The 25,235-nt window shown below is 51.4% G+C and carries 18 protein-coding genes and 1 riboswitch; of the genes, 2 read left to right on the top strand and 16 right to left on the bottom strand.

The features are described 5' to 3' along the window. The 11 genes from NST04_RS31895 to NST04_RS31845 form a co-directional block, all read right to left on the bottom strand. A complete protein-coding gene (locus tag NST04_RS31895; RefSeq protein ID WP_036697771.1) occupies nt 1–687 on the bottom strand; it encodes a response regulator transcription factor in 687 nt (228 codons plus the stop codon). Between the two features lie 130 nt (nt 688–817). Next, nucleotides 818–2,482 carry a S1C family serine protease gene (locus tag NST04_RS31890; protein ID WP_341187802.1) on the bottom strand — a complete coding sequence of 555 codons (1,665 nt, stop codon included), beginning with the start codon at nt 2,480–2,482 and terminating at the stop codon, nt 818–820. Nucleotides 2,483–2,746: 264 nt separating this feature from the next. Then, the gene (locus NST04_RS31885; RefSeq protein ID WP_341187801.1) at nt 2,747–3,958 is read right to left on the bottom strand and encodes an MFS transporter; all 1,212 of its coding nucleotides are present in this window, start codon (nt 3,956–3,958) and stop codon (nt 2,747–2,749) included. Nucleotides 3,959–4,112: 154 nt separating this feature from the next. Next, nucleotides 4,113–5,108 carry an ROK family protein gene (locus tag NST04_RS31880; protein WP_341188120.1) on the bottom strand — a complete coding sequence of 332 codons (996 nt, stop codon included), beginning with the start codon at nt 5,106–5,108 and terminating at the stop codon, nt 4,113–4,115. A 306-nt stretch (nt 5,109–5,414) separates the two neighbouring features. Beyond that, entirely contained in the window at nt 5,415–6,068 is a 654-nt protein-coding gene (locus tag NST04_RS31875; RefSeq protein WP_036722382.1) for a response regulator, read from the bottom strand. Nucleotides 6,069–6,132: 64 nt separating this feature from the next. Beyond that, nucleotides 6,133–7,197, bottom strand: a complete 1,065-nt coding sequence (locus NST04_RS31870; protein ID WP_341187800.1) for a sensor histidine kinase — start codon at nt 7,195–7,197, stop codon at nt 6,133–6,135. Next, complete coding sequence (liaF, locus tag NST04_RS31865) at nt 7,198–8,277, bottom strand: cell wall-active antibiotics response protein LiaF (protein WP_341187799.1); 1,080 nt, start codon at nt 8,275–8,277, stop codon at nt 7,198–7,200. 318 nt (nt 8,278–8,595) lie between these two features. Continuing rightward, nucleotides 8,596–8,742 (bottom strand): hypothetical protein, encoded by a 147-nt coding sequence (locus NST04_RS31860; RefSeq protein ID WP_156949683.1) that lies wholly within the window; start codon nt 8,740–8,742, stop codon nt 8,596–8,598. A 134-nt stretch (nt 8,743–8,876) separates the two neighbouring features. Further along, nucleotides 8,877–9,578, bottom strand: coding sequence for a 3D domain-containing protein (locus NST04_RS31855; RefSeq protein ID WP_445667978.1), 702 nt, complete (start codon nt 9,576–9,578; stop codon nt 8,877–8,879). A gap of 171 nt (nt 9,579–9,749) precedes the next feature. Continuing rightward, nucleotides 9,750–11,687: a threonine--tRNA ligase gene (gene thrS, locus NST04_RS31850; protein WP_341187798.1), complete on the bottom strand. Its 1,938-nt coding sequence runs from the start codon at nt 11,685–11,687 to the stop codon at nt 9,750–9,752. A gap of 537 nt (nt 11,688–12,224) precedes the next feature. Next, nucleotides 12,225–16,631, bottom strand: coding sequence for a bifunctional 2',3'-cyclic-nucleotide 2'-phosphodiesterase/3'-nucleotidase (locus NST04_RS31845; protein WP_341187797.1), 4,407 nt, complete (start codon nt 16,629–16,631; stop codon nt 12,225–12,227). A 319-nt stretch (nt 16,632–16,950) separates the two neighbouring features. On the opposite strand from NST04_RS31845, the gene NST04_RS31840 reads away from it, so the two are divergent. Continuing rightward, complete coding sequence (locus NST04_RS31840) at nt 16,951–17,652, top strand: HAD family hydrolase (protein ID WP_341187796.1); 702 nt, start codon at nt 16,951–16,953, stop codon at nt 17,650–17,652. A gap of 96 nt (nt 17,653–17,748) precedes the next feature. Here the strand turns inward: NST04_RS31840 and mqnC are convergent, their stop codons facing one another. The 3 genes from mqnC to metA form a co-directional block, all read right to left on the bottom strand. After that, nucleotides 17,749–18,885, bottom strand: coding sequence for a cyclic dehypoxanthinyl futalosine synthase (gene mqnC / locus NST04_RS31835; RefSeq protein ID WP_341187795.1), 1,137 nt, complete (start codon nt 18,883–18,885; stop codon nt 17,749–17,751). 230 nt (nt 18,886–19,115) lie between these two features. Continuing rightward, nucleotides 19,116–20,282, bottom strand: coding sequence for an aminotransferase class I/II-fold pyridoxal phosphate-dependent enzyme (locus NST04_RS31830; RefSeq protein WP_341187794.1), 1,167 nt, complete (start codon nt 20,280–20,282; stop codon nt 19,116–19,118). A gap of 48 nt (nt 20,283–20,330) precedes the next feature. Further along, nucleotides 20,331–21,248 carry a homoserine O-acetyltransferase MetA gene (gene metA / locus NST04_RS31825; protein ID WP_341187793.1) on the bottom strand — a complete coding sequence of 306 codons (918 nt, stop codon included), beginning with the start codon at nt 21,246–21,248 and terminating at the stop codon, nt 20,331–20,333. A gap of 116 nt (nt 21,249–21,364) precedes the next feature. Continuing rightward, a riboswitch (SAM riboswitch) is annotated at nt 21,365–21,496 on the bottom strand. A 427-nt stretch (nt 21,497–21,923) separates the two neighbouring features. On the opposite strand from metA, the gene corA reads away from it, so the two are divergent. Continuing rightward, entirely contained in the window at nt 21,924–22,859 is a 936-nt protein-coding gene (gene corA, locus NST04_RS31820; RefSeq protein WP_076158913.1) for a magnesium/cobalt transporter CorA, read from the top strand. Nucleotides 22,860–23,024: 165 nt separating this feature from the next. Here corA and NST04_RS31815 read toward each other — a convergent pair whose 3' ends face one another. Together NST04_RS31815 and NST04_RS31810 are read right to left on the bottom strand one after the other, a co-directional pair. Beyond that, on the bottom strand, nt 23,025–24,047 hold the full coding sequence (locus NST04_RS31815; RefSeq protein ID WP_341187792.1) for an HRDC domain-containing protein: 1,023 nt from the start codon (nt 24,045–24,047) through the stop codon (nt 23,025–23,027). 167 nt (nt 24,048–24,214) lie between these two features. Next, nucleotides 24,215–25,096, bottom strand: coding sequence for an ROK family protein (locus tag NST04_RS31810; protein ID WP_341187791.1), 882 nt, complete (start codon nt 25,094–25,096; stop codon nt 24,215–24,217). Nucleotides 25,097–25,235: the final 139 nt, after the last annotated feature.

Raw genomic sequence — 25,235 nt, 5'->3', positions numbered from 1 at the left:
TTAGTCACCTCTTAGGATGTAACCGGCTCCCCGGATCGTCTGAATCAGTCGCTTGCCGCCATGCTCCTCTGTCTTCTGGCGCAGCATTGCAATATATACCTCCAGGACATTCGATTCCCCGCTGTAATCATAGCCCCAGATCTTATCCATAATGAGATCGCGGGAGAGCACCCGCTTCGGATTCTGCATGAACAGATGCAGCAGCTCGAATTCCTTCGCCGTCAGCTCCAGACGCCGTCCGGCACGGGTCACTTCGCGGGAATCCACGTCCAGTGTTATATCCTCATAGGTGACCGCCTGATCCGTGCTTCCTCCCTGCTCGCTTTTGCGCCGGAGCAGCGCCCGGACTCTGGCCAGCAGTTCCTCCAGGGCAAACGGCTTCACGAGATAGTCATCTGCGCCCAGGTCCAGCCCCTTCACCCGGTGCTCGATTTCATCCTTGGCGGTCAGCATCAGCACAGGAACACTGCTTCCGCCCTCCCGCAGACGGCGGCAGACCTCGAATCCGTCCACCTGAGGCATCATAACGTCCAGAATGACCACATCGGGATCACTATTCAGAACGGCACGCAGCCCGTCTGCCCCGTTGGACGCTGTCTTGACATCATAGCCCTCAAAGGCCAGCCCTCGGCGGAGCATAGAGGTTATTTTCTCATCATCATCAATTATCAGTATATTCGGTCGCATCCGGCAGCCCCCATTGTCTCATTCATATATCTCTATTGTATCAGATGCACCCGTCTCTCCGCATCCGTACGCGAACAGCACAGAGCGGAAGGGTCGCCCCTTCCGCTCTGCAGCTCACCGCCTAGTGTGCTTATTGCTTCTGAGTCTGCGCAGTCTCGAAATCATTCTTGTTGCCGATCGTTATCGGCAGATCCAGCTTCTTGCCGTCACGGACTACATTCAGGGTAACCTTATCGCCCACCTTAAGCGTCTGAATATAGGTAATCAGATCCTGGTTAGTCGCATAGTTCTTACCGTCTATTCCAGTAATGATATCGTAAGGACGCAGATCCGCTGTATAAGCAGGAGATTTGAAGACAATTTCAGCCACTACAGAGCCTTCTTTAATCGTTGTCCCCATTTGCTTGGCAACTTCATCGGTAATCGTCATAAGTGTGGCCCCAATGAAAGGTACCGGTTCCTTAGGAATTTCCTGATTGGCTTCAAGCTTATCTACCACGCCTTTAATGGTATTTACCGGAATCGCAAAGCCGATACCCTGAGCGTCTCTGCTTACTGCAACGTTCATACCGATGACCTGGCCATTCATGTTGAGCAGCGGTCCGCCGGAGTTCCCCGGATTGATCGAGGCATCGGTTTGCAGAAGATTTTTGTAGGTTTTTGTACCACTGCCGTCTTCTTCGGCAATATCAATACTGCGGCCTCTGGCACTGAGCACCCCGGTTGTCACAGTATGGTCGAAGCCCTGCGGGTTACCGATCGCCACGACCTCAGAGCCTACCTTAATGCTGTCGGAATCGCCAAGCGCCACAGACGGGAAGTCCGAGCCTTCAATCTTCAGTACGGCCAGATCGAGATCCTTGCTGGAGCCCAGCAGCTTCGCTTCGTAAGTTTTAGTATTGCCATCCACCGTAACCTGAATCACATCGGCATTATCAACAACGTGCTGGTTAGTCAAAATGTATCCGGCAGAATCATAGATGAAGCCTGTACCGATTCCGTAAGGAACCAGCTGCGAGGGATCCGAGTTGTTCGATGGATTCTGGGATTCCGAATTATTCGAGCCGGAACCTCCTCCGCCGAATTGATCCCCGAAGAAGAACTGTGAGAATGGATCACTCATATTCGGGTTGCTGCTTCTGTTCCGCGAGTTATTGGATTTTACCAGCGTCTCAATCTTGACGACTGCCGGCCCTACCCCTTCAACTACGCCGGATACATCTCCTGAGCCGGTGACCAGCGCCGCTGCGGAAGTGGAAGGTGTAATATTGGCGTTGCCGCTAGCCGTCTTCCCTGCCGGATTCGTTGCAACCGTGGTTGCTTCCTGGCCTCCTGTGAACCAGTTGCCCCGGTCTGCCATGAACATGGAGCCGGATAAGACCACCATTCCCGCGAGAAAAGATACCAGTACCGCCTTCACCGGCTTCTTCGGCTTACGGTTGTACTGCCAGCCGTTGCCTCCCTCCGGAGGATTGCCGCCTCGTCCGCCATTTCCGTCATACCCTGTGGTACGGAGCGATGTGTTATACGGTAAGGACTTCACCGGCTGCGGCGGAGTAACCTCTACCCGCTCCGGTTCGCGGCGGTTATAATGCTGCGGGTCATTGCCGTTCATCTCATCATTGTTCATCGATTTGAAAGGTCCGTAAGAATAGTAGTAGGAGCCGCCTTCTGCGGATGAATTAGTGCTGTTATCAGTATCATTATGATTATTGTCCCATTTACGATCCGGTCCCGGTTCATGATCACGATTGTAGTTGTTCTCACGATTGAAGTTGTTTTTGTTATCGTCCATGGTTACTTTCCTCCCGCGCCTTGCCGTGTCAGGCAAAGTGTTATTTGTTTTGATGTCCTTATTTTGTACTGTAAACCTTAAGGTCACATTAAAAACAATATAAGCGGAGATAAAAGATACCCAGACGATAATAAATAGTTGATTAATCAAACAGATCTTCTACTGTACGGATAGGCTTCACTTCCATAGGTTCTTTAAAAGCCGCCATATGAAAGTAGGCTGCCAGCCAGATAATTGCGCATATAAGAATATAAGTCACCCGGTTTATTCCCTCCCCAAAGTGGATTGGCCCAGCAGCCGGTTCACCCGCTCTGCACTGCAGAACATGAAGATCAGGAGCACAAGTACAGCAAAGGGGAATATGGAAATGCTGGTGCCCACGGATAAAAGTCCGAATAACGGCGGAATTAACGTTGTTCCCGTATAGGCTACCGCCATCTGATACCCGATTAAGCGGGCTGAATTCTCCTTGCCGAACCGGGCTGGCGTCTCATGCAGGAGACCCGGATAAATCGGTGCGAGGCCCAGACCAATTAATATCAGGCCTGCAAGTGAGAGGGCCGGATGGAGCGGGATTACAAGAATAACTCCGCCTATAAGAGTCACCAATTGACCGTAACGGATAAGCAGGCGGTTATGGACTTTTAACGTGATGAAGCCGGTAATCAGCCTGCCAACTGTAATGCCCGCGTAGTATACGGAGATCCAAGCCGCTGCCGTATCTGGCGCAACTCCCCTTGCGCCCACCAGATAACTGGCGCCCCATAGTCCAACCATTGCTTCTATTCCGCAGTACAACAAGAACGTCAACAGAGTAGGCTTGACCCCCCGCAAGCGGATAGTGTCCGCCTGCGGCTTAAGGTTCACTGCCGCTTCATCTTGAAGATTGCCGCTAAGCGCTGCGGGAAGCTGAGGCTCACGCGTGGCAGCAACCTTTTTCCATAGCGGAAGCGTTACTAACAGAATCATAGCGAATCCGAACTGAATGCTGGCAACTACCGCATATCCCCCTCTCCAGGACTGGGCGTGTACGAGATTGACTGACATAATCATGGGTCCCAGGGTCGCGCCTATGCCCCAAAAGCAGTGCAGCCAGCTCATATGATGGGCCTTGTAATGTTCAGCCACATAGTGATTAAGCGCCGCGTCCACGGCACCTGCCCCAAGACCTAGCGGAACGGCCATGACAATGAACCACAGTACAGACGGCGACACGGAGAATCCGAACAATGAGGCGGCGGTTAAGAGGCAACTGACAAAGGTAATTCGACCTGTCCCCAGGCGCTTTACGATTGTATTGCTGAACAGACTGGACACAATGGTCCCTCCGGCAATAATCATCGAGATGATTCCCGCTGATCCCAGCGATGAACCCATCTCCGGCCAGATCACGGGCCACGCAGAGCCAAGTAAGGAATCGGGAAGTCCCAGACTGATAAAAGCCAGATAAATAATAATCAAAAAATACGTAGACAAAGATTCTCCTCCTAAAACCACTTAATAAATAAACTTTATAAAGTATATATACTAAGTATGCTCTCTCTCTTATTTATTGTCAAGGAGCGGTTTTACTCATCCAAAAAACAACAAAAAACCCCTGTAGTTAACAAGGGTTATTAGTAAGCCCGGTCTAGGCGGGCTCCGGCTCTAGCTCCTTCAGAGTCAGCCTCCGCAGACCGTGCTCGAAATCATCCTGGAAGGTGTGCTGTAAGACGACCTCCGGATAGACAGGCATGGGATGCTGAAGCTGATAGGCCGTCCAGGCCGTTGTCCAGACTTCTTCTTCCACTCTGTCCTGATAGATGACAATTCTATCCGGGGCCAGCACAGCATTCACCGTCTGCAAGATCCTGCAGGTTGCCGCTATGAATGCGTCCCGGGTCATCTCCAGGCTCCACTCAGGCATATCGGGAAGGAACTTTACCTCTCCTGACATCCCCTGATTTCCTTTCAGGATGCTGCCGTTCAGGTAGATCCCCATACCCGGCGGGTAACCGTTCGGAAAGTAGAGACCCAGTAAATATTGCTCTTCGCCTTCGCTATGCTTCATACAATATCCGCTGATCGCTGCATTCACATCATTCTCCACCAGAATAGGCAGCCCAAACCGGGTCTCAATCTCTTCTATTAACCGTGAACCCGTCAGTTCCCGGAGACTGCTGACCTTAATTTCACCGTTTACCGCCTGTCCCGGAATGCCTATGCCAATCACCTTGATGGCAGGATACTGACTCAGTGCATGTTCAATGATTGTATAGAAAAAATCTCTTTCGAAAACCGGGATGATATGTTCATCCTTCATCAGAATATCGTCCTTCAGATTGATAACTGTGGCGGAGACCAGGACCTTTCCCGCTTTTTCTGTCACGTACATCACTAATGCGAGGCTGAAATTGTAATTAAAACGATAGGTCTGTGCAGGTCTTCCCCCGTTGGAAGGCACCACCAAGTCTTCAAACAACTCCCCTAACCCGGACAGTTCCTTAACTAATGAGTTCACAGTTACTACGCTCAGCTTGGTCATTGCGGCTAGCTGGGGTTTTGTAGCCGTCTCCATACGTTTCATCACCTGGCGCACATTATTCAGGTTAATTTCCTTCATCAGATTGGCGTTTGCTATTCGGATAGCCTCCTTATCGGTTCACTATATAAATTGAACTAATATTTTTATGTTTTGGAATAGCCGTGACTCCAGAGAAGTTTTGGACTTCCGGCCGCTGCCCTTCTACAGATTTCATGATTTTATACCGTTTTTAACGGTTGAAATCCGTAGACTGCTGATGCTTACGATGCGAGCTTTCCTGCGGAAAGCTTTCAGGCGGTCGCTTCCGCTCCTCCAGTTCCAAAATTCCCCTCCGCCACTTTTCCTTTAACTTAAATTTTTAGTTCAATCTATATAGATCATTAGATTTAGTAAAAATCCCTGCATCTGCTACCCTTGCGCCCAGCCCTTGCGGTGGGCGTAGATCGCCAGCTGAGTGCGGTCATCCAGCTCGCATTTCATCAGCAGGTTGCTGACATGGGTCTTCACGGTCTTGATGCTGATATGCAGCTCCTCGCCGATATCCTTATTCGTCTTGCCTTCAGCGATCAGGAGCAACACTTCCTTCTCCCGCTCGGTCAAGCCGGAGGTGTCTCCCTGGACCGTGCGCTGGCGGATGCCGCGGGTCAGTGCCTGCGACACATCGCCGGTCATCACCGGCATGCCGCGATAGGCGCCTTGCAGCGCATAGATCAGCTCTTCTGCGGAGACGGTCTTAAGCACGTAGCTGACAGCTCCGGCTTCAATCGCATCAACCACCAGATCATCCTCCAGGAAGCTGGTAAGGATGACAATCTTGAGCCCGGGGAATTCAGCCAGGACCGCGCGGGTGGTCTCAGCCCCGTTCATTACCGGCATCATCAGGTCCATCAGCACCAGATCCGGCAGCGACTCCTGTCCCAGCTCGCGCAGCATCGCCAGCGCTTCATGACCGTTGGCTGCTTCTCCGATCACTTCAAACATCGGGTCCAGCATCAGATAAGTTTTGAGGCCCATCCTCACCATATCGTGATCATCTACAAGCAGTACTTTTACGAGACTCATTCTGCACTCCCCCTAACATTATACAAGCACGATACAGCCCCAGCTTCATCACAGCAAGAGCATATCAAGCCTCTTCAGAATCGGCCTCTGTCCCTTCAGCAGCCGTCTCCGCGCGGCCTTGGACAAACTTTGGTATATGTACGCGGATCGTCGTTCCCGCTCCCCTGCGGCTGATAATCTCTACCTGGCCGCCGAGCTTCTCGGCACGCTCACGCATGGTCGTGAGCCCGTAAGAGCCTTGCTTGTGCTGCACATGCTCGAAGCCCTGGCCGTCATCGCTGATGCTCAGTACCACCTGGCGCGGCACCTCCCGCAGGGACAGACTGACCACCCGTGCACCGGCATGCTTCACGATATTCGCCATCGACTCCTGAATAATCAAGAACAGCTGATGCTCAATCGCTTCGGACAGCTCACCCTGAAGCTCCAGCTCCTTCACCCCTTTGAGCCCGTTCTGACGGCAGTAATCCGGGAACCACTTCTCTAGTGCCTCGAACAAATTGCGCCCCTCCAGCTCTACAGGACGCAGCTGTGCGATCAGCGCCCTCATCTGCTTCTGCGCCATCTGGGACATGCTGATCAGCTGATCCATCACCGTCCTGCCGTGCTCGGCGCTGCGTTCAAGCACTTTAGGCAGCGAAGAGGCGGACATGTGAATAGCGAACAGCTGCTGGCTCACCGTATCATGCAGATCCCGGGCCATACGCCTGCGCTCTTCCAGTACCGCGCTCTCCGCTGCCTTTTCCTTCTCAATAACTTCCTGTTCTCCGAGCTGCTGGAGCCGCTTCATCTTCTTCTCGACCGTATCCATCATGATGTTGAATTCGTGGTAGACACGTGCAAAAGACTGGTCCTCGCTCTCCGGCATCCGAACCGACATATTCCCCTTGGCCACCTGCAGCATATTCAGATCCAGATGATCGATCCGCCGCTGAATCCGCTGACCGGCGATGTAGCCGATGATGACTGTGAACAGTACAATGCCCAGACACAGGTAGATCCACATCCGGGTATCCACCACCTGAATATAGCCCAGGCATGTCCCGGCATACATCAGCCCTGCCGTCACCCCGCCGCTAAGCAGGAAATACACCAGCAGCATCCACTTGGTATTACTGAAGATCCCCATTTAACCCACCGTTTTAACTTTAACGTCACCGATGAAGCAGCTAACGTTGATGCGGACCTTTTTGCCTGATTCCTTGTAATACGGCGTCTTGCATTGCACATTGCTCATGAACCCGCTGCGCGACTGCTCAAGCACCTGCATATCACCGATGAACGAGCTGCCATTCACAGACACACCCAGATCCATATCATCTGGAATGTATACCTTAATGTCGCCGACAAAAGCAGAGATATTAATCTTCGTCTCGCCGTAAGGAATCTGCGCATTGGTCAGGTCCAGCACCGTATCCCCGATGAACTGTGAAATATTGGTCCGCTTCAGCTGAAAATGCTCCTTGCCCATATGCACATCGCCGATAAAAGCCGAGCGGTTCGTCGCATCCTTATCATGACCGGAATCCTGGAACTCCTCATGCCATTCGCCATGACGGCGGGCATGCCGTTCCTGACGCTCCTGGCGTCTGCGCTCCTGGCGCTCCTGCTTCTCCTCCCAGCGGGTATCTGCCGAGGCATGCAGCGGGTTACCGTCTGCGTCTTCCTCATTCTTATGCAGATAATCATTCCAGTTCCGGTCCACGCTGCCAGCCGGTTTGCCGAATTTCTGCTCGAACTGCTGATCGAGCGTAGACTCCAGCGGAGCGGGCGGCGCTGTATCCAGCGGACTCTTACCGGGTCCAGGCGGGTAGTAGCCGGGCGGTGAAGGCGGTGCCGGAGGTACAGGCGGAGTGTTACGCCGCGGTCTGAAGATGACAGATAATCCGCCGCCGATCAGCATGACCGGAATCAGCATTTTGAAGAAATCGCTTGCCGAGTAGTAGAACCAGTCTAAATTCCGTCCCAGGAAAAACACCCCGATGGCCAGATAGATGAATCCGCCGAGTGTTGCCGAGAATCTTGAATGCTGCTCATCCGGGGCCAAAAACCGCTGTACGCCCATCACGATCAGAATAACCGGCCAATAGGTGGAAATCAGTGAACCCAGACTGAAATCCGTGTAGCCCATCTGCCGGAGCAGGAACATTCCTCCCAGACCGATGAGGAGCAGGCCTCCGAGTACCTGGCTGGTGAACCTTCGTTTCATAATGTCATCCTCCTTGTCGTAAATACAACTCTTCCTCTTGAACACTTATAGCCTTAGTCTACAGGAAGAATGCGGCAGAGAACAGCGGCGTAAGAAGGAACTGTATCTCAGTCTCCAGACCGAGGCAGCTGGAATATTAAGTTAAATTATTACCATATAAAATAACCCCATAAAGTGGGGCTTTAGCGTAGGTGATGACTCAGATACTTCACGGGGACCCCAAAACATAAAAATCTATTAAAAAAAGCTGTCCTCCAGCCCGTAATCCGGACATGGCAGGACAGCTTGTTGCTTCAGGAGCTTACCGGGAACCCAGCATTACTGCTGCGGTTTCTGAGCCGGTTTGGTCATGGAGTTGCTGCTTTGCTTAGTCGCACCGTCATTTTCAACAGCGAACTCTGCATTGTATTTTTCATTTGGTGTTTTGAAATTTTCCTGTACCTTTGGTTTCTTGGAATTAGCCACGAGAATCACCTCCCTATTGTATCGGAAGAAGCAAGTATTTGCCCCAGTCGATATTATGGGAAGCAGTCCGCTGTATTATGCATGCTCACGTGAAAATAAATTCAAACTCCCGGATTGTCCAGCGTAAGCATCCGCTAAATCGCTTCTTCCAGCAAATATTGCGGAACCGCATTATAAGTCTGGATAGCATGGCCAAGGCTCTTCAGCATACTTTCCGTGCATTTGCCGTCGCCGCGCTTGATCACTTGAACCACGACCGACTTCTTGCCCCATTCCTTGTAGACCTGCTTGGTGGTGCTGAAGTAGAGATCGATCTTGCGCCCTTTGATTGCCGATCCGGTATCGGCCACAATTCCATATCCGTAACCCGGTATATATAAAATACTTCCCAGCGGCAGCACCTTCGGGTCCGCTGCAATCGTGGATACCGCATTCTTGTCCCGCCGTACCTTAACTCCTGAATACGTAATCCCGTATTCCGGATGCTTCGCGGTCTTGCCGGTGGATTCGTATCCGGCTGTATAGCCGGTCGCCATTACTTTCAGCGAGGTGATAATCTGCTCTGGAGCCGGAGCGGCTACCGGAACCGAACCGGGTGCTTTGACAGCATTCTTAGGCTTAGCTGCCTGTACCTCTGGCTTAGCAGCCTTGTCTGCGGCATCCGGCTGTACGGCTCTAGAGGAGCCTCCAAGGCGGGATGCTGAGCCGGCCTGCTGGCGATCAACGGGTGACTGCTTCTGTATACTGCTTCCATGCTGTCCTGCAGTGTCTTCCATCCCTCTCGCCTGAGCCGACTTGCGCACGTAATCCGGGAAGATCCCGGCAGCGGTCAGCATAAGGACAATCGTGACGAAAAGACACCAAAACCTCTGGTATAAGCCCATTTTGTTCATTAGTTAAACCCTCCCCATAGTACGAGGGTTTCCCGATTCACAAAACTTTATACATGACACCGCACCATAGCGGTCTCACGAGGCTTATAACAGAGGTTCAGTAATCAGACTGAATTAAATTACACGTCCGGCAATTTCCTGTGCAAGCGAATCAATAGCTTCCTCCAGCGCCCGGGCACCAATATCCCCTTCACCGCGTTTGCGGATCGACACGCTGCCCGCATTCATCTCGTTCTCACCGACCACGAACATGTACGGCAGCTTCTCGAGCTGAGCTTCACGGATCTTGTAGCCCATCTTCTCATTGCGTAAATCCACTTCCGCACGGATGCCGCTCTTCAGCAGCTTCGCTTCCACTTCCTTCGCATATTCGTCGAAGGCTGACGATACCGGGATAATCTTCACCTGCTGCGGGGACAGCCAGAGCGGCAGTGAACCGGCAAAGTTCTCAAGCAGGAAGGCTACGAACCGTTCCATAGTTCCCAGAATCCCGCGGTGCAGGACAACCGGACGGTGCTTCTGGCCGTCGTCGCCGACATATTCCAGCTCAAAGCGTTCCGGCAGCAGGAAGTCAATCTGTACGGTCGAGAGTGTCTCTTCTTTGCCTAGTACAGTCTTAATCTGCACATCGAGCTTCGGACCATAGAAGGCCGCTTCGCCTTCGGCTTCGTAGAACGGCAGACCGGCTTCTTCGACTACCTCACGCAGCATACGCTGTGCAGTCTCCCACATCTCGTCGTTGGCATAATATTTCTCAGTATCCTTAGGATCACGGTAGGACAGGCGGAACCGGTAATCTTCAATCCCGAAGTCGCTGTATACCTGCTTAATCAATTCCAGTACGCGGATGAACTCGCTCTTGATCTGGTCCAGTCGGCAGAAGATATGTGAGTCATTCAGTGTCATGGAACGCACGCGGTGCAGACCAGTCAAGGCTCCCGACATTTCATAACGGTGCTGAATCCCAAGCTCGGCAATACGGATCGGCAGATCGCGGTAGCTGTGCATCGAGCTCTTGTAGATCATCATGTGGTGAGGGCAGTTCATCGGGCGCAGCACGAACTCTTCATTATCGATAGTCATCTTAGGGAACATATCTTCCTGATAGTGCTCCCAGTGTCCGGAAGTCTTGTACAACTCTACATTCCCCAGTACCGGAGTGTAGACATGCTGGTATCCGAGGCTTGCTTCCAGATCGACAATGTAACGCTCCAGAATACTGCGCAGCTTCGCGCCCTTAGGCAGCCAGATCGGCAGGCCTTGTCCAACTAACTGGTTGAAGGTGAAAATCTCCAGCTCCTTGCCCAGCTTCCGGTGGTCGCGCTTCTTCGCTTCCTCCAGCAGACGCAGATGCTCATCCAGCTGTGCCTTCTTGATCCAGGCTGTGCCGTACACACGCTGCAGCATCTTATTCTTGCTGTCTCCGCGCCAGTAAGCCCCGGCCACATTCATCAGCTTGAATACCTTAATCTTGGCAGTAGACGGCAAATGCGGGCCACGGCAAAGATCGAAGAATTCGCCCTGCTCATAGATCGTGATGACACTGTCTTCCGGCAGAGCTTCAATCAGCTCCAGCTTGTAAGGATCACCCAGCTCGCCGAAGCGCTCCAGCGCTTCTCCCCGGCTGACCTCATGGCGGACAATCGGCAGATTCTCCGAGACGATGCGGTCCATTTCCTTCTCGATCTTCAGCAGATCCTCGGGATTGAGCGGATGCTCCAGATCCATATCATAATAGAAGCCGTCTTCAATCACAGGACCGACTCCAAGCTTCACTTCTTTGGTGCCGAACAGGCGTCTTACCGCCTGCGCCATCAGGTGAGCTGTACTGTGACGCATCACTTCAAGACCTTCCGGCGAATCAAGCGTTACGATCTCTACCAGATCGCCTTCCTGCAGCGGTGTTGACAGGTCTACGACAATCCCGTTGAGCTTGCCTGCTGCGGCATTCTTGCGCAGTCCGCTGCTGATAGAGGCGGCTACATCATCAATGCTGCTGCCGTCTGCGTATTCCCGGACCGATCCGTCCGGAAGCTTAATATTTACTGACATGATTACTTCCTCCTAAGGTTTGTTGGACTATACTTCCTTGAACTCTTCACACACTCACTTCGCAAGCCTAAGCTTACAAGTGGCTATCCCCCATAGCTTCTGCACACAAAAAACACCCGTCCCGCAAAGGGACGAGTGATTGCACCCGTGATTCCACCCAAATTCGATCCATCCTGGCAGCTGCCGCATACACTTCAGCTTCACTGCAGAATATAATCCTTCGTTAGCATAGGGATAACGGCCATGAACCGGCGGTTCTTACTATCCGTTGAGGTTCCGGAGTACGGAAGCCGTCAGGAGTTCATAACCGCAGCTACAAAGGGGTAAACCAACAGCCGGTACCGGAGGAAGTTGCAGCCTGAGGCTTCCTCTCTCTGAAACGGTCCAAAGCAAGCGGTTCATATCTTCGTCAACGCTGATAACATGAATTAAGGCAATTATAAATCTCAGCTTATCTTCCGTCAAGCGCAAAACGGCTGCCCGGCCTCAGGGCAGAAAAAGGCCCGAGCTATTTCAGCTCGGGCCTTCTCTCTGACTTTATGAAGCTTTGTTCTCCAGCATACGGAAGATGATCACCGCAGCCTGGGCACGGTTAGCCATACTCTTCGGTGCGAACTGCTTGGCATCCACACCGTTAACGATACCAATCTGAGTCAGCTGTGCCACTGCCTGCTGGGCGTAAGGGGCAATCTTGGCCTTATCCGTGAATTTGTTCAACGTTGCAGCGTCAACCGGCTGCAGCTGACCCTTAAGGGCATTCGCGATCATAATCGCCATTTCCTCACGGGTAATCTCACGGCCCGGCTCGAATTTACCATTGCCGGAGCCTTTTACAAGACCTGCATTCACCGCCGCAGCAATCGTATCGGAGTACCAGACTCCCTGCTTCACGTCGCTGAATTTCGCAGATGAAGCTGAATTGCTCAGTTCGAGTGAACGAACCAGCATGGTTACGAATTCTGCGCGGGTTACACTCTTCATTGGCGCAAAGTTCGTGCCGTCCATCCCTTTGATAATGCCTTTGGCTGCCAATGCATTAATGGCATCTGCGGCCCAGGATACCTTACCCAGATCCTTGAAGGCTACAACAGGTACAGCCGGGCTTGGCGTTGGAGCTGCCGTTGCGGCTGGTGTTGCCGAAGGAGCCGGACTTGGAGTGGCCGAAGGCGAAGCCGTTGGCTTAGGTGTTGCAGTTGTAACCGGTCCAGGGTTACCTGGGTTCGGGTTCGGATTAGAGCTAGGACTAGGGCTCGGAGTAACCGTTCCAGGGTCTTTCTCCACATTGGTGATCCGGCCTTCAATGGCAGCGGTGATGGCACCGCCTTTGAAAGTGTTGACGATATAATCATAGAATACATCCAGGTCGATCGGTCCGGCCAGCGAGGAGCTTGCCTCAGTCAATACCTTATAATTGTCGCCGCCCGCAGCCATGAAGTTATTGACTACAGCCGTGTAGCTCTTCGACATTTCAATAGGTGTTCCGTCTGTCTTCGTCAGGTTAGCCACACGTTCTGCAACCGGCAGGTACATGTTCGCTGTATATTTCAGACCTGAGATTTGCAGGGTCTTCGTGTCTGCGGTGCCGTCAGCTTTAACTGCCCATTGCTGCTGCAGCAGAGTCTTGATCTGCTGTCCGGTCAGCGTCAGCTTCACCAGCGTGTTGCCGAATGGCTGAATCTTCGCCAGATCCCCGAATGCTACATTGCCCTTCGGAAGATCCGCACGGATACCGCCCGGGTTCATGAAGGCGAAGTCAGCAGGAAGAGTAGAACCGTCTTTGAAATCAGCGCTGCGCATCGCATCTGCAATCAGGTTACCCAGCGCTGATTCCTTAGTGTAAGCATCTGTACGGGTTACTGTACCGTCAGTAGTTCCTACAGGCTGAGTCAGCTCAGGGTGAAGATTCAAATAGTGGTCTACCAATGCCTTAGTTTCAGCATCCGGTGCGATTTTACTCTGAACTGTGTTCGTTACAGTAGCCGTTTTACTCTTCACTGTACCCGTAACTCCGTCAATCACCAGCTTGATGTCTTCAAAAGCCGTTCCGTAAGAGTAAGCCTGAACGATCAGCTTACCGTTAACCGTATCATTGGCATAGCCATGATTGTCTCCGGCTACGATAACATCAACCGGGGAATCCGCCGGCAGCGCATTGGCCAGATCCACAGCTTCACCGGTGGATACATTCTTTTTGGTGACTGGATCAACCTTGGTAGTAGCCGGATCATGGGCCAGCACGATGATCGTATTGACGCCCTTGCTCTTCAGCTCGGCCGCATATTTCTCAATCGCCGCGACCTCTTCCTCGGCACTCAGGAATTTCACACCGGCTGTACCGGCTGGCGATACTTTGCTTGGCGTTGCTTTGGTCACAACTCCGATGAAGCCGATCTTCACGCCGCCAACTTCTTTTACTACATAAGGGGTGATAATAGGTTTACCAGTAGTGCTGTCTACTGCATTAGCATTGATATAATCGAAATCTGCGCCACTATGAACAACTTTCTCGTTCTTAGGGTCCTTACCGCCATAGATTTGAGCCTTCATAGCCTCAACACCTTGGTCAAACTCATGGTTCCCCAGGGTGCCGACGTCGAACTTCATGAGATTCATCCATTCCATCGTAGGCTTGTCGCGTTCCAGTGAAGATACCGGAGCGGATGCACCCACAGAGTCGCCGTTGTGGAACAGCAGTGAATTCTCATATTTGGCACGGGCTTCCTTCAAATATGCAGCAAGTGTTGCCGCTGTGCCTACTGCTTCCCCGTTCACCACCGAGGTAGTGTCCAGTTGGCCGTGGAAGTCATTAATGCCCAGCAGATGGACTTCAACATCTCCCGTTGGGGTTGGAGCGGATTTTTTCAGGTCAAGGTTGTAGATCTCAAAACCTCTTACATCTTTAGTATCCGTGGTTGTAATATTTGCAGGAGCGACCGCTGCTGCTCTAGGTGAAGACGGGAATGTTACAGTAACATTGCCTTCAATAGGTGCAATCGACCAGTTGTTGTCTGCGGTAGGATCGACTGTTCCCGCTTCCTTGATGTAATCCATCAATACCTGGCGGTTCTCCATCTGAGAATCAATAATCATGTTAGCGCCTTTGACGCCCGGGAAGTTCCCCCCGCCGCTTGCACGGTAGTTGTTGGTAACAACCACGAATTTCTGTTCCGGATCTAGTGGCTTGTCGCCATAAGTGATGGAAGTGACCCGGCTGGAGGACTCATCGTTTATGCTGCCATCCGGTTTGTACTTCGCATTGCGGGTGACATCAAGGGTATATTGAATACCGTCAATCACATCGAAATTGTACACAGCAAATGCTGAATTCAAAAGCGGTTGAGGCGTGGAGATGGATGGCTTGATGCGGTTAAACGCTCCTGCACTCATCTCTACCCATTCTTTGACGGTCGAACCTTTAACTACAATCGCCTTCAGCGTGTTGTCGTACAGATATAGATCGCTTGCACTGGCAATCGTAAGGTCGCCTTTCTTAATATCTGTATACTCATCAGGGCCGTTGCGTCCAGCCTTGAACGGTGCACCGACGCTCAGGATCGGCAGGTTTCTATAACCGGCCAGATTTTCGTTCGTATGAATCAAATTAGATACATACTGCTGCTGGGCATAGGTTACGATCTGGACTGTCGGATCATCCTGCACCATAGCAAAATAGCTGTTCATCGGCGCAGATGTTACACCAAGCGGCTGATTCACGTAATCAATCGTAGCTTGATGTGCCGTTCCTGCAAGATCTTCAATAGCGGTGTCAACGGCTGCGCCAGCAATAGAGCGCGTAGAAGCCTTGGAGGCTGTTTTGTCTACTGTCCACTTGCCGCTGCTATTCTGGGCGATTTTCAGATCAATAAGACCCAGGTAACCCCCGCCATAGCCAGCTTGAACTGCCGGAGTTCCATTAATGTGTCCGTTGGCATTATCTACCTTGGCTACATCATTATCATAAGGTTTATTGGTGGACGGATCTTTGAAGGAAGCATCCAGCTTGCTGTCATCCCCGTTCGTCGGGAATACCTTGTGGGTATGCGAGAAGGTAATGGCATCAATGCCCTCAACCTTGCTCAGCAGGTTAATGACATTCTCTGCATTTTCACCAGAGGCAGCCGCATCGAACCCCGAATGCGTCATGGCGACGATAACATCGACACCTTTACCCTTCATTTCTGGAACAAACTTCTTCGCCGTTTCCACAATATCCTTAGCAGTTACCCTGCCCTCCAGGTTTACCTTGTCCCACTCCATAATCTGCGGAGTAACCAGACCCAGGAGGCCGACTTTAATTGTAACGGTGTTGTTCTTGCTGTCCTTCACTTCTTTATCGATGATTTTATAAGGAGTGAATGTATTTTCACCATCGGATACATTATAAATATTTGCATTGATATAAGGGAATTTCGCACCCGTAGACTCTTTATAAGTTACACTGCTCACATTGCCTTTAACGGTCCGGTCCAGATAATCCAATCCATAATTGAATTCATGATTGCCGAAGGTTGCTGCATCATAACCCATGAGGTTCATAGCTGCGATTATCGGATGAATCTGGTCTTCGCTTTCCCTGAAATCAGACACTTGGGCCATATACGTTCCCAGCGGTGTTCCTTGAATTAAATCGCCGTTATCCAGCAAAAGGTTGTATTTCCCCTCTGCTTCACTGCGCGCAGTCTTTACTAAGGTTGAAGTACGGTCCAGACCTACAGTCGCGGAGGCGGCACCCTTGAAATAGTCCCATCCATATACGTTCGTATGAACATCAGTGGTGCTCATCAAGCGTAAATTAATGGTTCCCGGATTTGTTATCACCGGAGAAGCCTCAGCCTTTCCTGCCTCCAGCACAGGAACATTGAATACTCCGCCCAGCATCTGTGCTGCCAGAACTGTGGTAGCCAATAAAGAAGCTATCGGCTTGTTCCATCTTCTCTCTCCCATAAATCTAATTTCCTCCCTGTGATTGCTATATTATTCTACCACTGTCCGAAAAATTGTATCATAGCCCTACCTATGAATCTATCAAAATGCATTAACTCTTATAAATTGTTGTGTAAAATCTCACATTAATTCATCGTTTTTTGTAAAAAATAACGATATCATTTTACAATTAAGTGAAGAATTAAGTGAACAAAGCGTAAAAAAGCCTATTCAATTGGTCTCCGCCTGTTGAACAAGTTAAATAGGAAATAAAAACAGATTACTTACTCTTTTATAAATAGATTTTTACAATATCATAGGATTTATAGGGGGAGTTGAAATGACTATACAAAAACCTGTACGTGGTATATTTCTCGACCTTGGCTGGACGATTTTCCGCCCTGCATCAGGTGATTGGAGGATAACATTAAAAGCGTTGGAATACATAAATCCACAAATTCTAGGGTCAATACCACAAGAACAATTGAATACGGCAATTTCAAAAGCAAATGAGCACCTCAAAAATGAAGTTTACAAAACTGAAGATGAGGAGCTTGAAAGGTATACAAATTATTATAAAACACTGGCTGAATGGTTACCTGAAATTCACCTTACTAACGAACACGCTGAAATCATTGCATATGATAGAGTGTACAATGATGCTAATTATGTTTTTTTAGATCATACAAATCAAACCATTGAAGTCCTGAGCGCAAAGTATAGGATTGGAGTTATTTCAGATACCGACCCGTCGGTCAAAAGAGTTCTTAAAAATGCCGGTATGTATAATTATTTTGATAATATGACACTTAGTTTTGAACTTGGAGAAAGCAAACCTAATCCCGGCATGTTCAGCCATGCACTTGATGCGATGCATTTGCCGGCAACTGAAACAGTATTTATCGATGATTATGAACAGAACTTAGAGGGTGCAGCAGCACTGGGTATCCAAGCAGTATTAGTCCTATCAAGACCGAATTCTCAAGCAAGCACAAAATATCTAAACATCAAAAAGCTAGCCGATTTATTATCCTATTTATAAAAATGGAACAAGCATTGCAGTTGAGCAACAAAAATAACGGAGTAAAAACTACAATTTGTAGTTTAACTCCGTTATTTTTGTTTTCTTTATTTCATTCTAATTCTGCATTATAAAATCATTGTCAATCTTCGCATTCGCATCCTCGAACGTGCGCAGAATATCATAACGCGTGTTGCGCTGCGCTGGGATCTTGCCAGCTTCGCGGATGAGCTGCGTGATCGATTCGATGTTGACCTTGTAGGTCGCGCCTGCCGAGGAGACTACGTTCTCCTCGATCATCGTGCTGCCAAAGTCATTGCAGCCGTATTGCAGGGAGAGCTTGCCTACTTCAGGACCCATCGTAACCCAGGAGGACTGGAAGTTCTTGATATTGTCCAGTACCAGGCGGCTGATGGCTACGGTCTTGAGGTACTCCTCCGGGGTCTGGCGGTCCAGCTTCAGATTCGTATTATCCGGCTGGAAGGTCCAGGAGATGAACGCCAGGAAGCCTTCGGAATCATATTTGTTCGCAATGCATTCGTCCTGGGCTTCACGGACACGCAGCAGATGCAGCGCCCGTTCTTCCATACTCTCGCCCAGACCGATCACCATCGTGGCTGTTGTATTCATGCCGATCCGGTGTGCGGTCTGCATGACGTCCATCCACTCGCGCCAGGAGCCCTTGAGGCGGCTGATCTTGCGGCGGGTACGGTCATCGAGAATCTCAGCACCGCCGCCGGGCAGGGAATCAAGGCCTGCGGCATGAATCTCACGCATGACCTGTTCCAGCGGCAGGCCAGAGACCTCAACCATTTTCATAATTTCCGCAGGTGAGAAGGAATGCATTGTAATCTCCGGGAAGCGCTGCTTGATGCCGCGCAGAATATCCGTATAGTAGCTGAACGGCAGATTCGGATTCGTGCCGCCCTGCATCAGAATTTCGGTTCCGTTGACGCTCATGGTCTCCGCAATCTTCTGATAGATTGTCTCATCAGGAAGCACATAGCCTTCCTCCGAACCGGGTCTGCGGTAAAAGGCGCAGAAGCGGCAGTATACATCACATACATTGGTGTAGTTAATGTTGCGGCCGATGACAAATGTTGTCACTGGCTCCGGGTGCCAGCGCTTCATAATAACATCTGCGGCAGCACCCATTTTCTCAATTTCATTGCTCTCGAACAATGTGACCGTATCTTCCAACTGAAGACGTTCACCCTTCAGTGCCTTATCCAGTATAAGATCGACTGCACTCACTGTTGACGGCCTCCTCTTCATCTATGAAGTCTATGAGATAAATACAATTTGAAATAAAAATAGTCCGTTCTCCCATCGTATCACAATCGGCTGTTCTTGAAAAATGTTTCGCTGCGCAGGACCGGTAATTGACCTTGTCCCAGGCAAAATTAAACAGCAGCACCCGAAGGCACTGCTGCTTGTACGTTCTGCGAATCCCGCAGGCCGGGCCAGGTCCGGGGCGCATCGTCTTATTCCAGCTCGCTCCGGGCAGCCTCCAGAGCCTGCCCCAGATCAGCAATCAGATCATCTACATGCTCTATGCCGACTGAGAAGCGCAGCAGCCGGTCATCCACGCCTACAGCATCGCGGATTTCAGCCGGAATATCGGCATGAGTCTGTATCGCCGGATAGGTCATCAGCGATTCAACGCCGCCCAGACTCTCGGCGAAGGCGATTAGCTTGATATGGCGGAGCAGCGGCTCCACATAGCCGGCCTCTTTTACCTTGAAGGAGAAGATCCCGGTGTTGCCGGAGGACTGGCGGTTCTGAATAGCATAGCCCGGATGGTCCGGCAGGCCCGGGTGGAAGACCTCGGCAATCGCCGGATGCTCCTGCAGATAACGGGCGATGGACAATGCGTTGCTCTCATGCCGCTCCATGCGCAGGGCGAGGGTCTTCATGCCCTTCATCAGCTGGTAGCTGTCATTCGGTGCCAGAACCGCTCCCAGCGAGTTATGCAGGACGGCCATTTCAGCCGACAATTCTGCGCCCTTGGTCACAATCAGCCCAGCCAGCACATCGTTATGCCCGCCCAGATACTTAGTCGCACTGTGAACCACGATATCTGCTCCAAGCTCCAGCGGGCGCTGGAAGAACGGAGTCAGCAGCGTATTATCTACAATCGTGAGCAGCCCGTGACGGCGGGCCCAGGTACATACGGCTTCGACATCCGTAATCATCATCAGCGGATTGGTCGGCGTCTCAATGAATACGGCTTTTGTCCCCGGCTGGCGGGCCGCTTCCAGTCCATCCAGATCGTTCGTATCTACATAGGAGGCACTGATGCCGTATTTGGAGAGAATCCGTTCCAGCAGCCGATAGGTTCCGCCGTACAGGTCGAGCGACACGATGAGATGGTCCCCTTGTCCAAACAAGGTGAACACCGTAGTCAGTGCAGCCATACCGGAAGCGCAGGCGAAGCCGGCATCCCCGGATTCCAGGGCTGCTGCCGCTTCTTCGAGTACAGAGCGGGTAGGATTTTTGGTGCGGATGTAGTCAAAGCCTGTGCTCTGCCCAAGTCTAGGGTGACGGAAAGCCGTCGCATGATAAATCGGGTAATTAATGGCCCCGGTGGCGGGGTCCTCCATCGAACCAATCTGTGCCAGTCTGCTCTCAATTCTCAGTTTCTCATCCATCTCCATTGCCTCCTGATTAATTACTTCTATTAAGAATAAGTTAACCTCTTAGATAAATGCCCCGATATCGTAAGGAGTCTCCTGGTATACATAGTAATTGAGCCAATTAGCGAATAATAAGTTCGCATGGGCGCGCCAGACTGCCGGCGGAGTACGCGTCGGATCATCCTTGGGATAATAGTGCTTCGGCAAGGCAACCTCCAGCCCTTTTGCGATATCCCGGTCATACTCCCATTTCAGCGAGAAGGGATCGTACTCCGAATGTCCGGTAACAAAAATCTGCTTCCCGTCATGCGTAGCCACCAGGTACACCCCGGCTTCCTCGGATTCTGCCAGAATCTGCAGCTCCGGGTTCCGCTCAATATCTTCACGGGAGACATCGGTATGGCGGGAATGCGGAACATGGAACACTTCATCGAAGCCGCGCAGCAGCTTGACATTATTATGGCTCATCGTATGCGGAAACACTCCGAAGCATTTGTCCGGCAGACTCACCTTGCGCACGCCGAAGTGATGATACAGCCCTGCCTGCGCCGCCCAACAGATGTGCATGGTCGAGGTAACATTTTGCTTGCTCCACTCAAAAATCACTTTCAGCTCTTCCCAGTAGTTGACATCCTCGAATTCCAGTTGTTCTACGGGAGCGCCCGTTACGATCAAGCCGTCGAACCGGCGGTGACTGATCTCATCAAAGGTTACGTAAAAGCTCTTCAAATGCTCAGCCGAAGTATTCTTCGATGTATGGGAGCTGGGATGCAGCAGAACAACATCCACCTGAAGCGGGGAATTCCCGATAAGGCGCAGCAGCTGGGTCTCAGTAGTTTCTTTGGTAGGCATCAGATTCAGGATGGCGATCCGCAGGGGACGGATATCCTGATGGAAGGCCTGGCTTTCATCCATTACAAAAATATTCTCACCGGATAACACTTCTTTGGCCGGCAGGCTGTCGGGAATTTTGATAGGCATTGCTGTTCACTCCTTAACTGAAATGGGGTTCCACTTGGTGGTTCAACCTGAGGCAGGGTAGCGAAAAAAGACCTTTCCCGGGCGAGAAAGGTCATATCATGCAGTCATATGCGCCCCTCTCATCTGCCAGAGAACTTCCGCCGGACGAATAACGCCCTGCAAAGCTTCCGCAAGAATTAGCACCGTGCGCTCACACGCCGGTTGCCGGGTTTCATCGGGCTAGTCCCTCCACCTGCTCTTGATAAGATTTAGCTGTATTCAGTTGAATAACCTTAAGCATCCGAAAGATGCTTTTTCTTAAATTTCACTTTAAATCATGAACCTCCTTTTCGTCAAGTCCATACAATGCTGAAGGGGCCTTATGACAGAAAACAATTTCTCTTGTAAGACCCATATCCCGGCGTTATACTAGACAAGTGTTTCAACCAAAATAAACGGCGAAAAGAAGAGGTGAGAGAACAATGGAAGGCGACCCGGGCTCGCGAATATGCGTGCAGAATGAACAACCACACAGGATTAACATCAGCTTGCCGGCGGCGGGAGCCCTTTTTCTTCATGCTCTCGGACCGTCTTTTGGCCTTCATCCATGATTGTACCACCGGCCAAGCTGATTTTTTCCGTGTGCTGAAATTAGCATACCCCTGGAGAAGACCAGGGACATAAGGAGTGAATCAGATGAAAATCCGGCTGGTAAATGCAGGGGTTTTTACGCCTGTTGACAACATTGAAGAAACTTTAACCGCCCCTGCTGAGGGGTTCTACTGGATTGATGCCGATGTGGAGGACCTTGTAGAGCTTCAGCCTATATACGGCCTGCATGATCTGGCTGTGGAAGACTGTCTAAGCGAAGAGGATCAGCGTCCGAAGCTGGAGATTTATGAGAGTCATTATTTCATCGTGGTGAACAGCATCCGGTTCGATGATGAGGAAATTTTCCTCCGTGCGCTCAACGTATTCCTTGGCAGACATTATATTATTACCGTTACGAAGCAGAAGATCCATGAGCTGCGTGTCCTGAAGCCCGTACTGTGGGAGCAGGAGGTCAGTACGCCTGACCGCTTCCTGTATCTGCTGATCGACCTCGTTGTCGACAACTTCTTCTCGGTCGGTGACCGGATTGAAGCGCGGATCGAGAAGCTGGAGGAAGACATCCTCATGCATACCAAGAAATCGCATCTGAGCGAAATCATTGGTCTGCGCAGTGAGATTCTCTGGCTGAAGAAGATGCTCGGCCCGCAGAAGGAAGTTATCAACACGCTCAACAAAAAGGATCTTCGCCTGATCGACGATCAGCTGCAGAAGTATTTCAGTGATATCTATGAGAATGCAGTCAAGATCTCTGAAACCTTCGAAACGTACCGCGATCTCATGGGCAACTTACGCGAAGCTTATCAGTCCAGTATTGCGAACCGCGCCAATGAAATCATGCGTGTGTTTACGGCAATTACCACCATATTCATGCCGCTGACCGTGATTACCGGGATCTACGGCATGAACTTTGACAATATCCCGGAGATCCACACCGAGTACGGCTACTATGGCGTTATTGCCGTCATGGTGACGCTAGGCTGCGGAATGCTCATTATCTTCCGTAAGAAGGAGTGGCTATGAAGCAGAGCGGACGAATACGAAGGACGAAGGCACCGTATACCCGGTTATTCCGGGACCCGGCGAGCCTTCGTCTTTTTGGTATGTCCCCCGTATGTAATGCGTCTGCGCTGCCCAGGAATGCGGGTCATCAGGACTGCAGATTGGGGCCGATGCAGGCCGTCAGTCTCAATCATTATTGAGGAGTGATACCCCTAACGCGGCCGGATGCTCCCGCCGGAAACGGATGCGGATCAGCCGCAGGCGTTCGTAATACAGATCGAGTCCGTCGGCAGGAACGAAAGGTTCGCCGTAAGCTTTGTAAAGGACAGGCTTCAGGAAGTTGTCGCCGATCAGTTCATAGGCTGTCCAAATATTGTTCTGTTCTTCGGGGCTCACTCCGCTCAGCTCCAGGGCAATAAGCTTCTCGGCCGAGTATCCGTCCTTCTCCAGTTCCTCTACCACTTCAAGCACTTCACGGCGGGACACTCCGCTAAGCACTCTGAGCTGCTCCATCCCTTGCCCCTCTTCGATCCCCTGCAACAGAACACGCCGCAATCTCAGCCGCTCCAGCTCCTTCTTGTACTTAAGCTCCTTCTGCTTATAATGCCAGGATACGAAGCTCTCTTCGTCTATGGCATGATTCACCCAGCTTAGCGGAAAATCATGCTCACGCTCGGCCGCCGCAGTGATACTGAGCCAGTCTGCGCCATGCTGTGAGGCTTTGCCTTCACCTACACCTGGAAGCTGCCGCAGCTCTTCCTCCGTGCGGGGAAGAAATGCGCTGATCATGCGCAGCAGACGGTTGCTGGCCAGGATATAAGGCGCCTTCCGTTCGCTGGAGGCCTTGCCCCTACGCCAGGTGCAGAGCTCCTCGAAGATGTCTTCATTCCCGTACTGCTCACTGTAATACTGTAGCCTAAGCTGCTCCTGGCTGCGGCTGCTGAGATTATCCTCCTCATGGAATACCCCGTCAATCAGCGGGCGGTAGCCCTCCCCCATCTTCACGGCAAGCTCGTGCCGGTATACGCACAGCATCTCATTCCATGATCCGCCTTCATACCACAGGCTATCGCCCGTCTCCTGCTCGCCGGAGAAGTCACGCCAGCCCAGACGCCACTGCCCCTCTTCCTCTCCAATCCACAGCTGGGCAAAAACCTCCCCGTCCACTCCTGATCTTCTGCACAAACGGTTCATAAATACGATCTGCATATGAATCCCTACTTTCGTCGTCTTACAGTACGCATGACATATTTGAACGCAAAAAAGCACCTCTCCCACGAAATTCGTGAAAGAGGTGCTTCCTCTTAAATGCTATACTGTTAAAACCTAGAATACCATATATTACGTAACAGTCAATGCCTTTTTGTCAGGAGATCCTATTTGCGGTCCAAAGCCAGCTTGGCCAGACCCAGTGCGCCCGACAGACCGGCGTTATCTCCAAGCTGCGGAGGCACAATATAGCTGCCGATCTCTTCATTGAGCGCCGGATGCTGCACATATCCGCCGAGCAGCTCCTGCAGCTTGGCATGAATCAGCGGGAAGAGCTGGCTCTGCTTCATCACACCGCCGCCCATTACGATCTTCTGCGGCGAGAGAATCAGCACATAGTTCATAAGAGCATGAGCCAGATAGTGGGCCTCCATCGCCCAGGCCGGATGATCCGCAGGCAATTCGCCCGCCGGCTTCCCCCAGCGGTTGCCGATGGCCGGACCTGCTGCCAGACCCTCTAGGCAATCGCCGTGATAAGGGCAGAAGCCTTCGTAGTGGTCCTCAGGATGACGACGGACCAGAATATGGCCCATCTCCGGGTGGGACAGCCCGTGAACGAGCTTCCCGCCTACCACGGCACCGGCACCGATTCCGGTGCCCACCGTGATATAGAGGCAGCTATCCAGACCTTGCGCTGCCCCCCAGGTGTATTCGCCCAGCGCTGCGCCGTTCACATCTGTATCGAAGCCGATCGGAACCTGGAATTGCTCCTCCACGGCTCCCACCAGATTATAGCCGCCCCAGTGCGGCTTCGGTGTGGTTGTAATATATCCATAGGTGGGGCTGCCGATAACGGGATCAATCGGTCCGAATGAACCGATGCCGATAGCCTCCACAGCTTTTCCGCTGAAATAATCCATTACCTGGCTCATAGTCTCCTGAGGAGTGGCAGTCGGAAAGCTCACCCGGTCGATAATCGTCCCGTCCTCATTCCCGATACCGCATACAAACTTCGTTCCCCCTGCTTCAATCGCTCCCAACAATTTCACTGCAGCGTTCCCCCTTCTCCTGATGCATCCATATGCTGTTGCTTCTATAAACTTTGTTTACCACGATAGATTCTCTTAAAGCCGGCTTCAGCCAATATGATAGTTTCATCTGAATGCGATAGACTCTTCTAATACAAAA

Origin of the sequence: Paenibacillus sp. FSL H7-0756, assembly GCF_038006765.1 — a bacterium.
Taxonomy (GTDB): Bacteria; Bacillota; Bacilli; order Paenibacillales; family Paenibacillaceae; genus Paenibacillus_AQ.
Note: the sequence above shows the minus strand (reverse complement) of the source record. Positions and strands in the feature narration are given on the sequence as shown.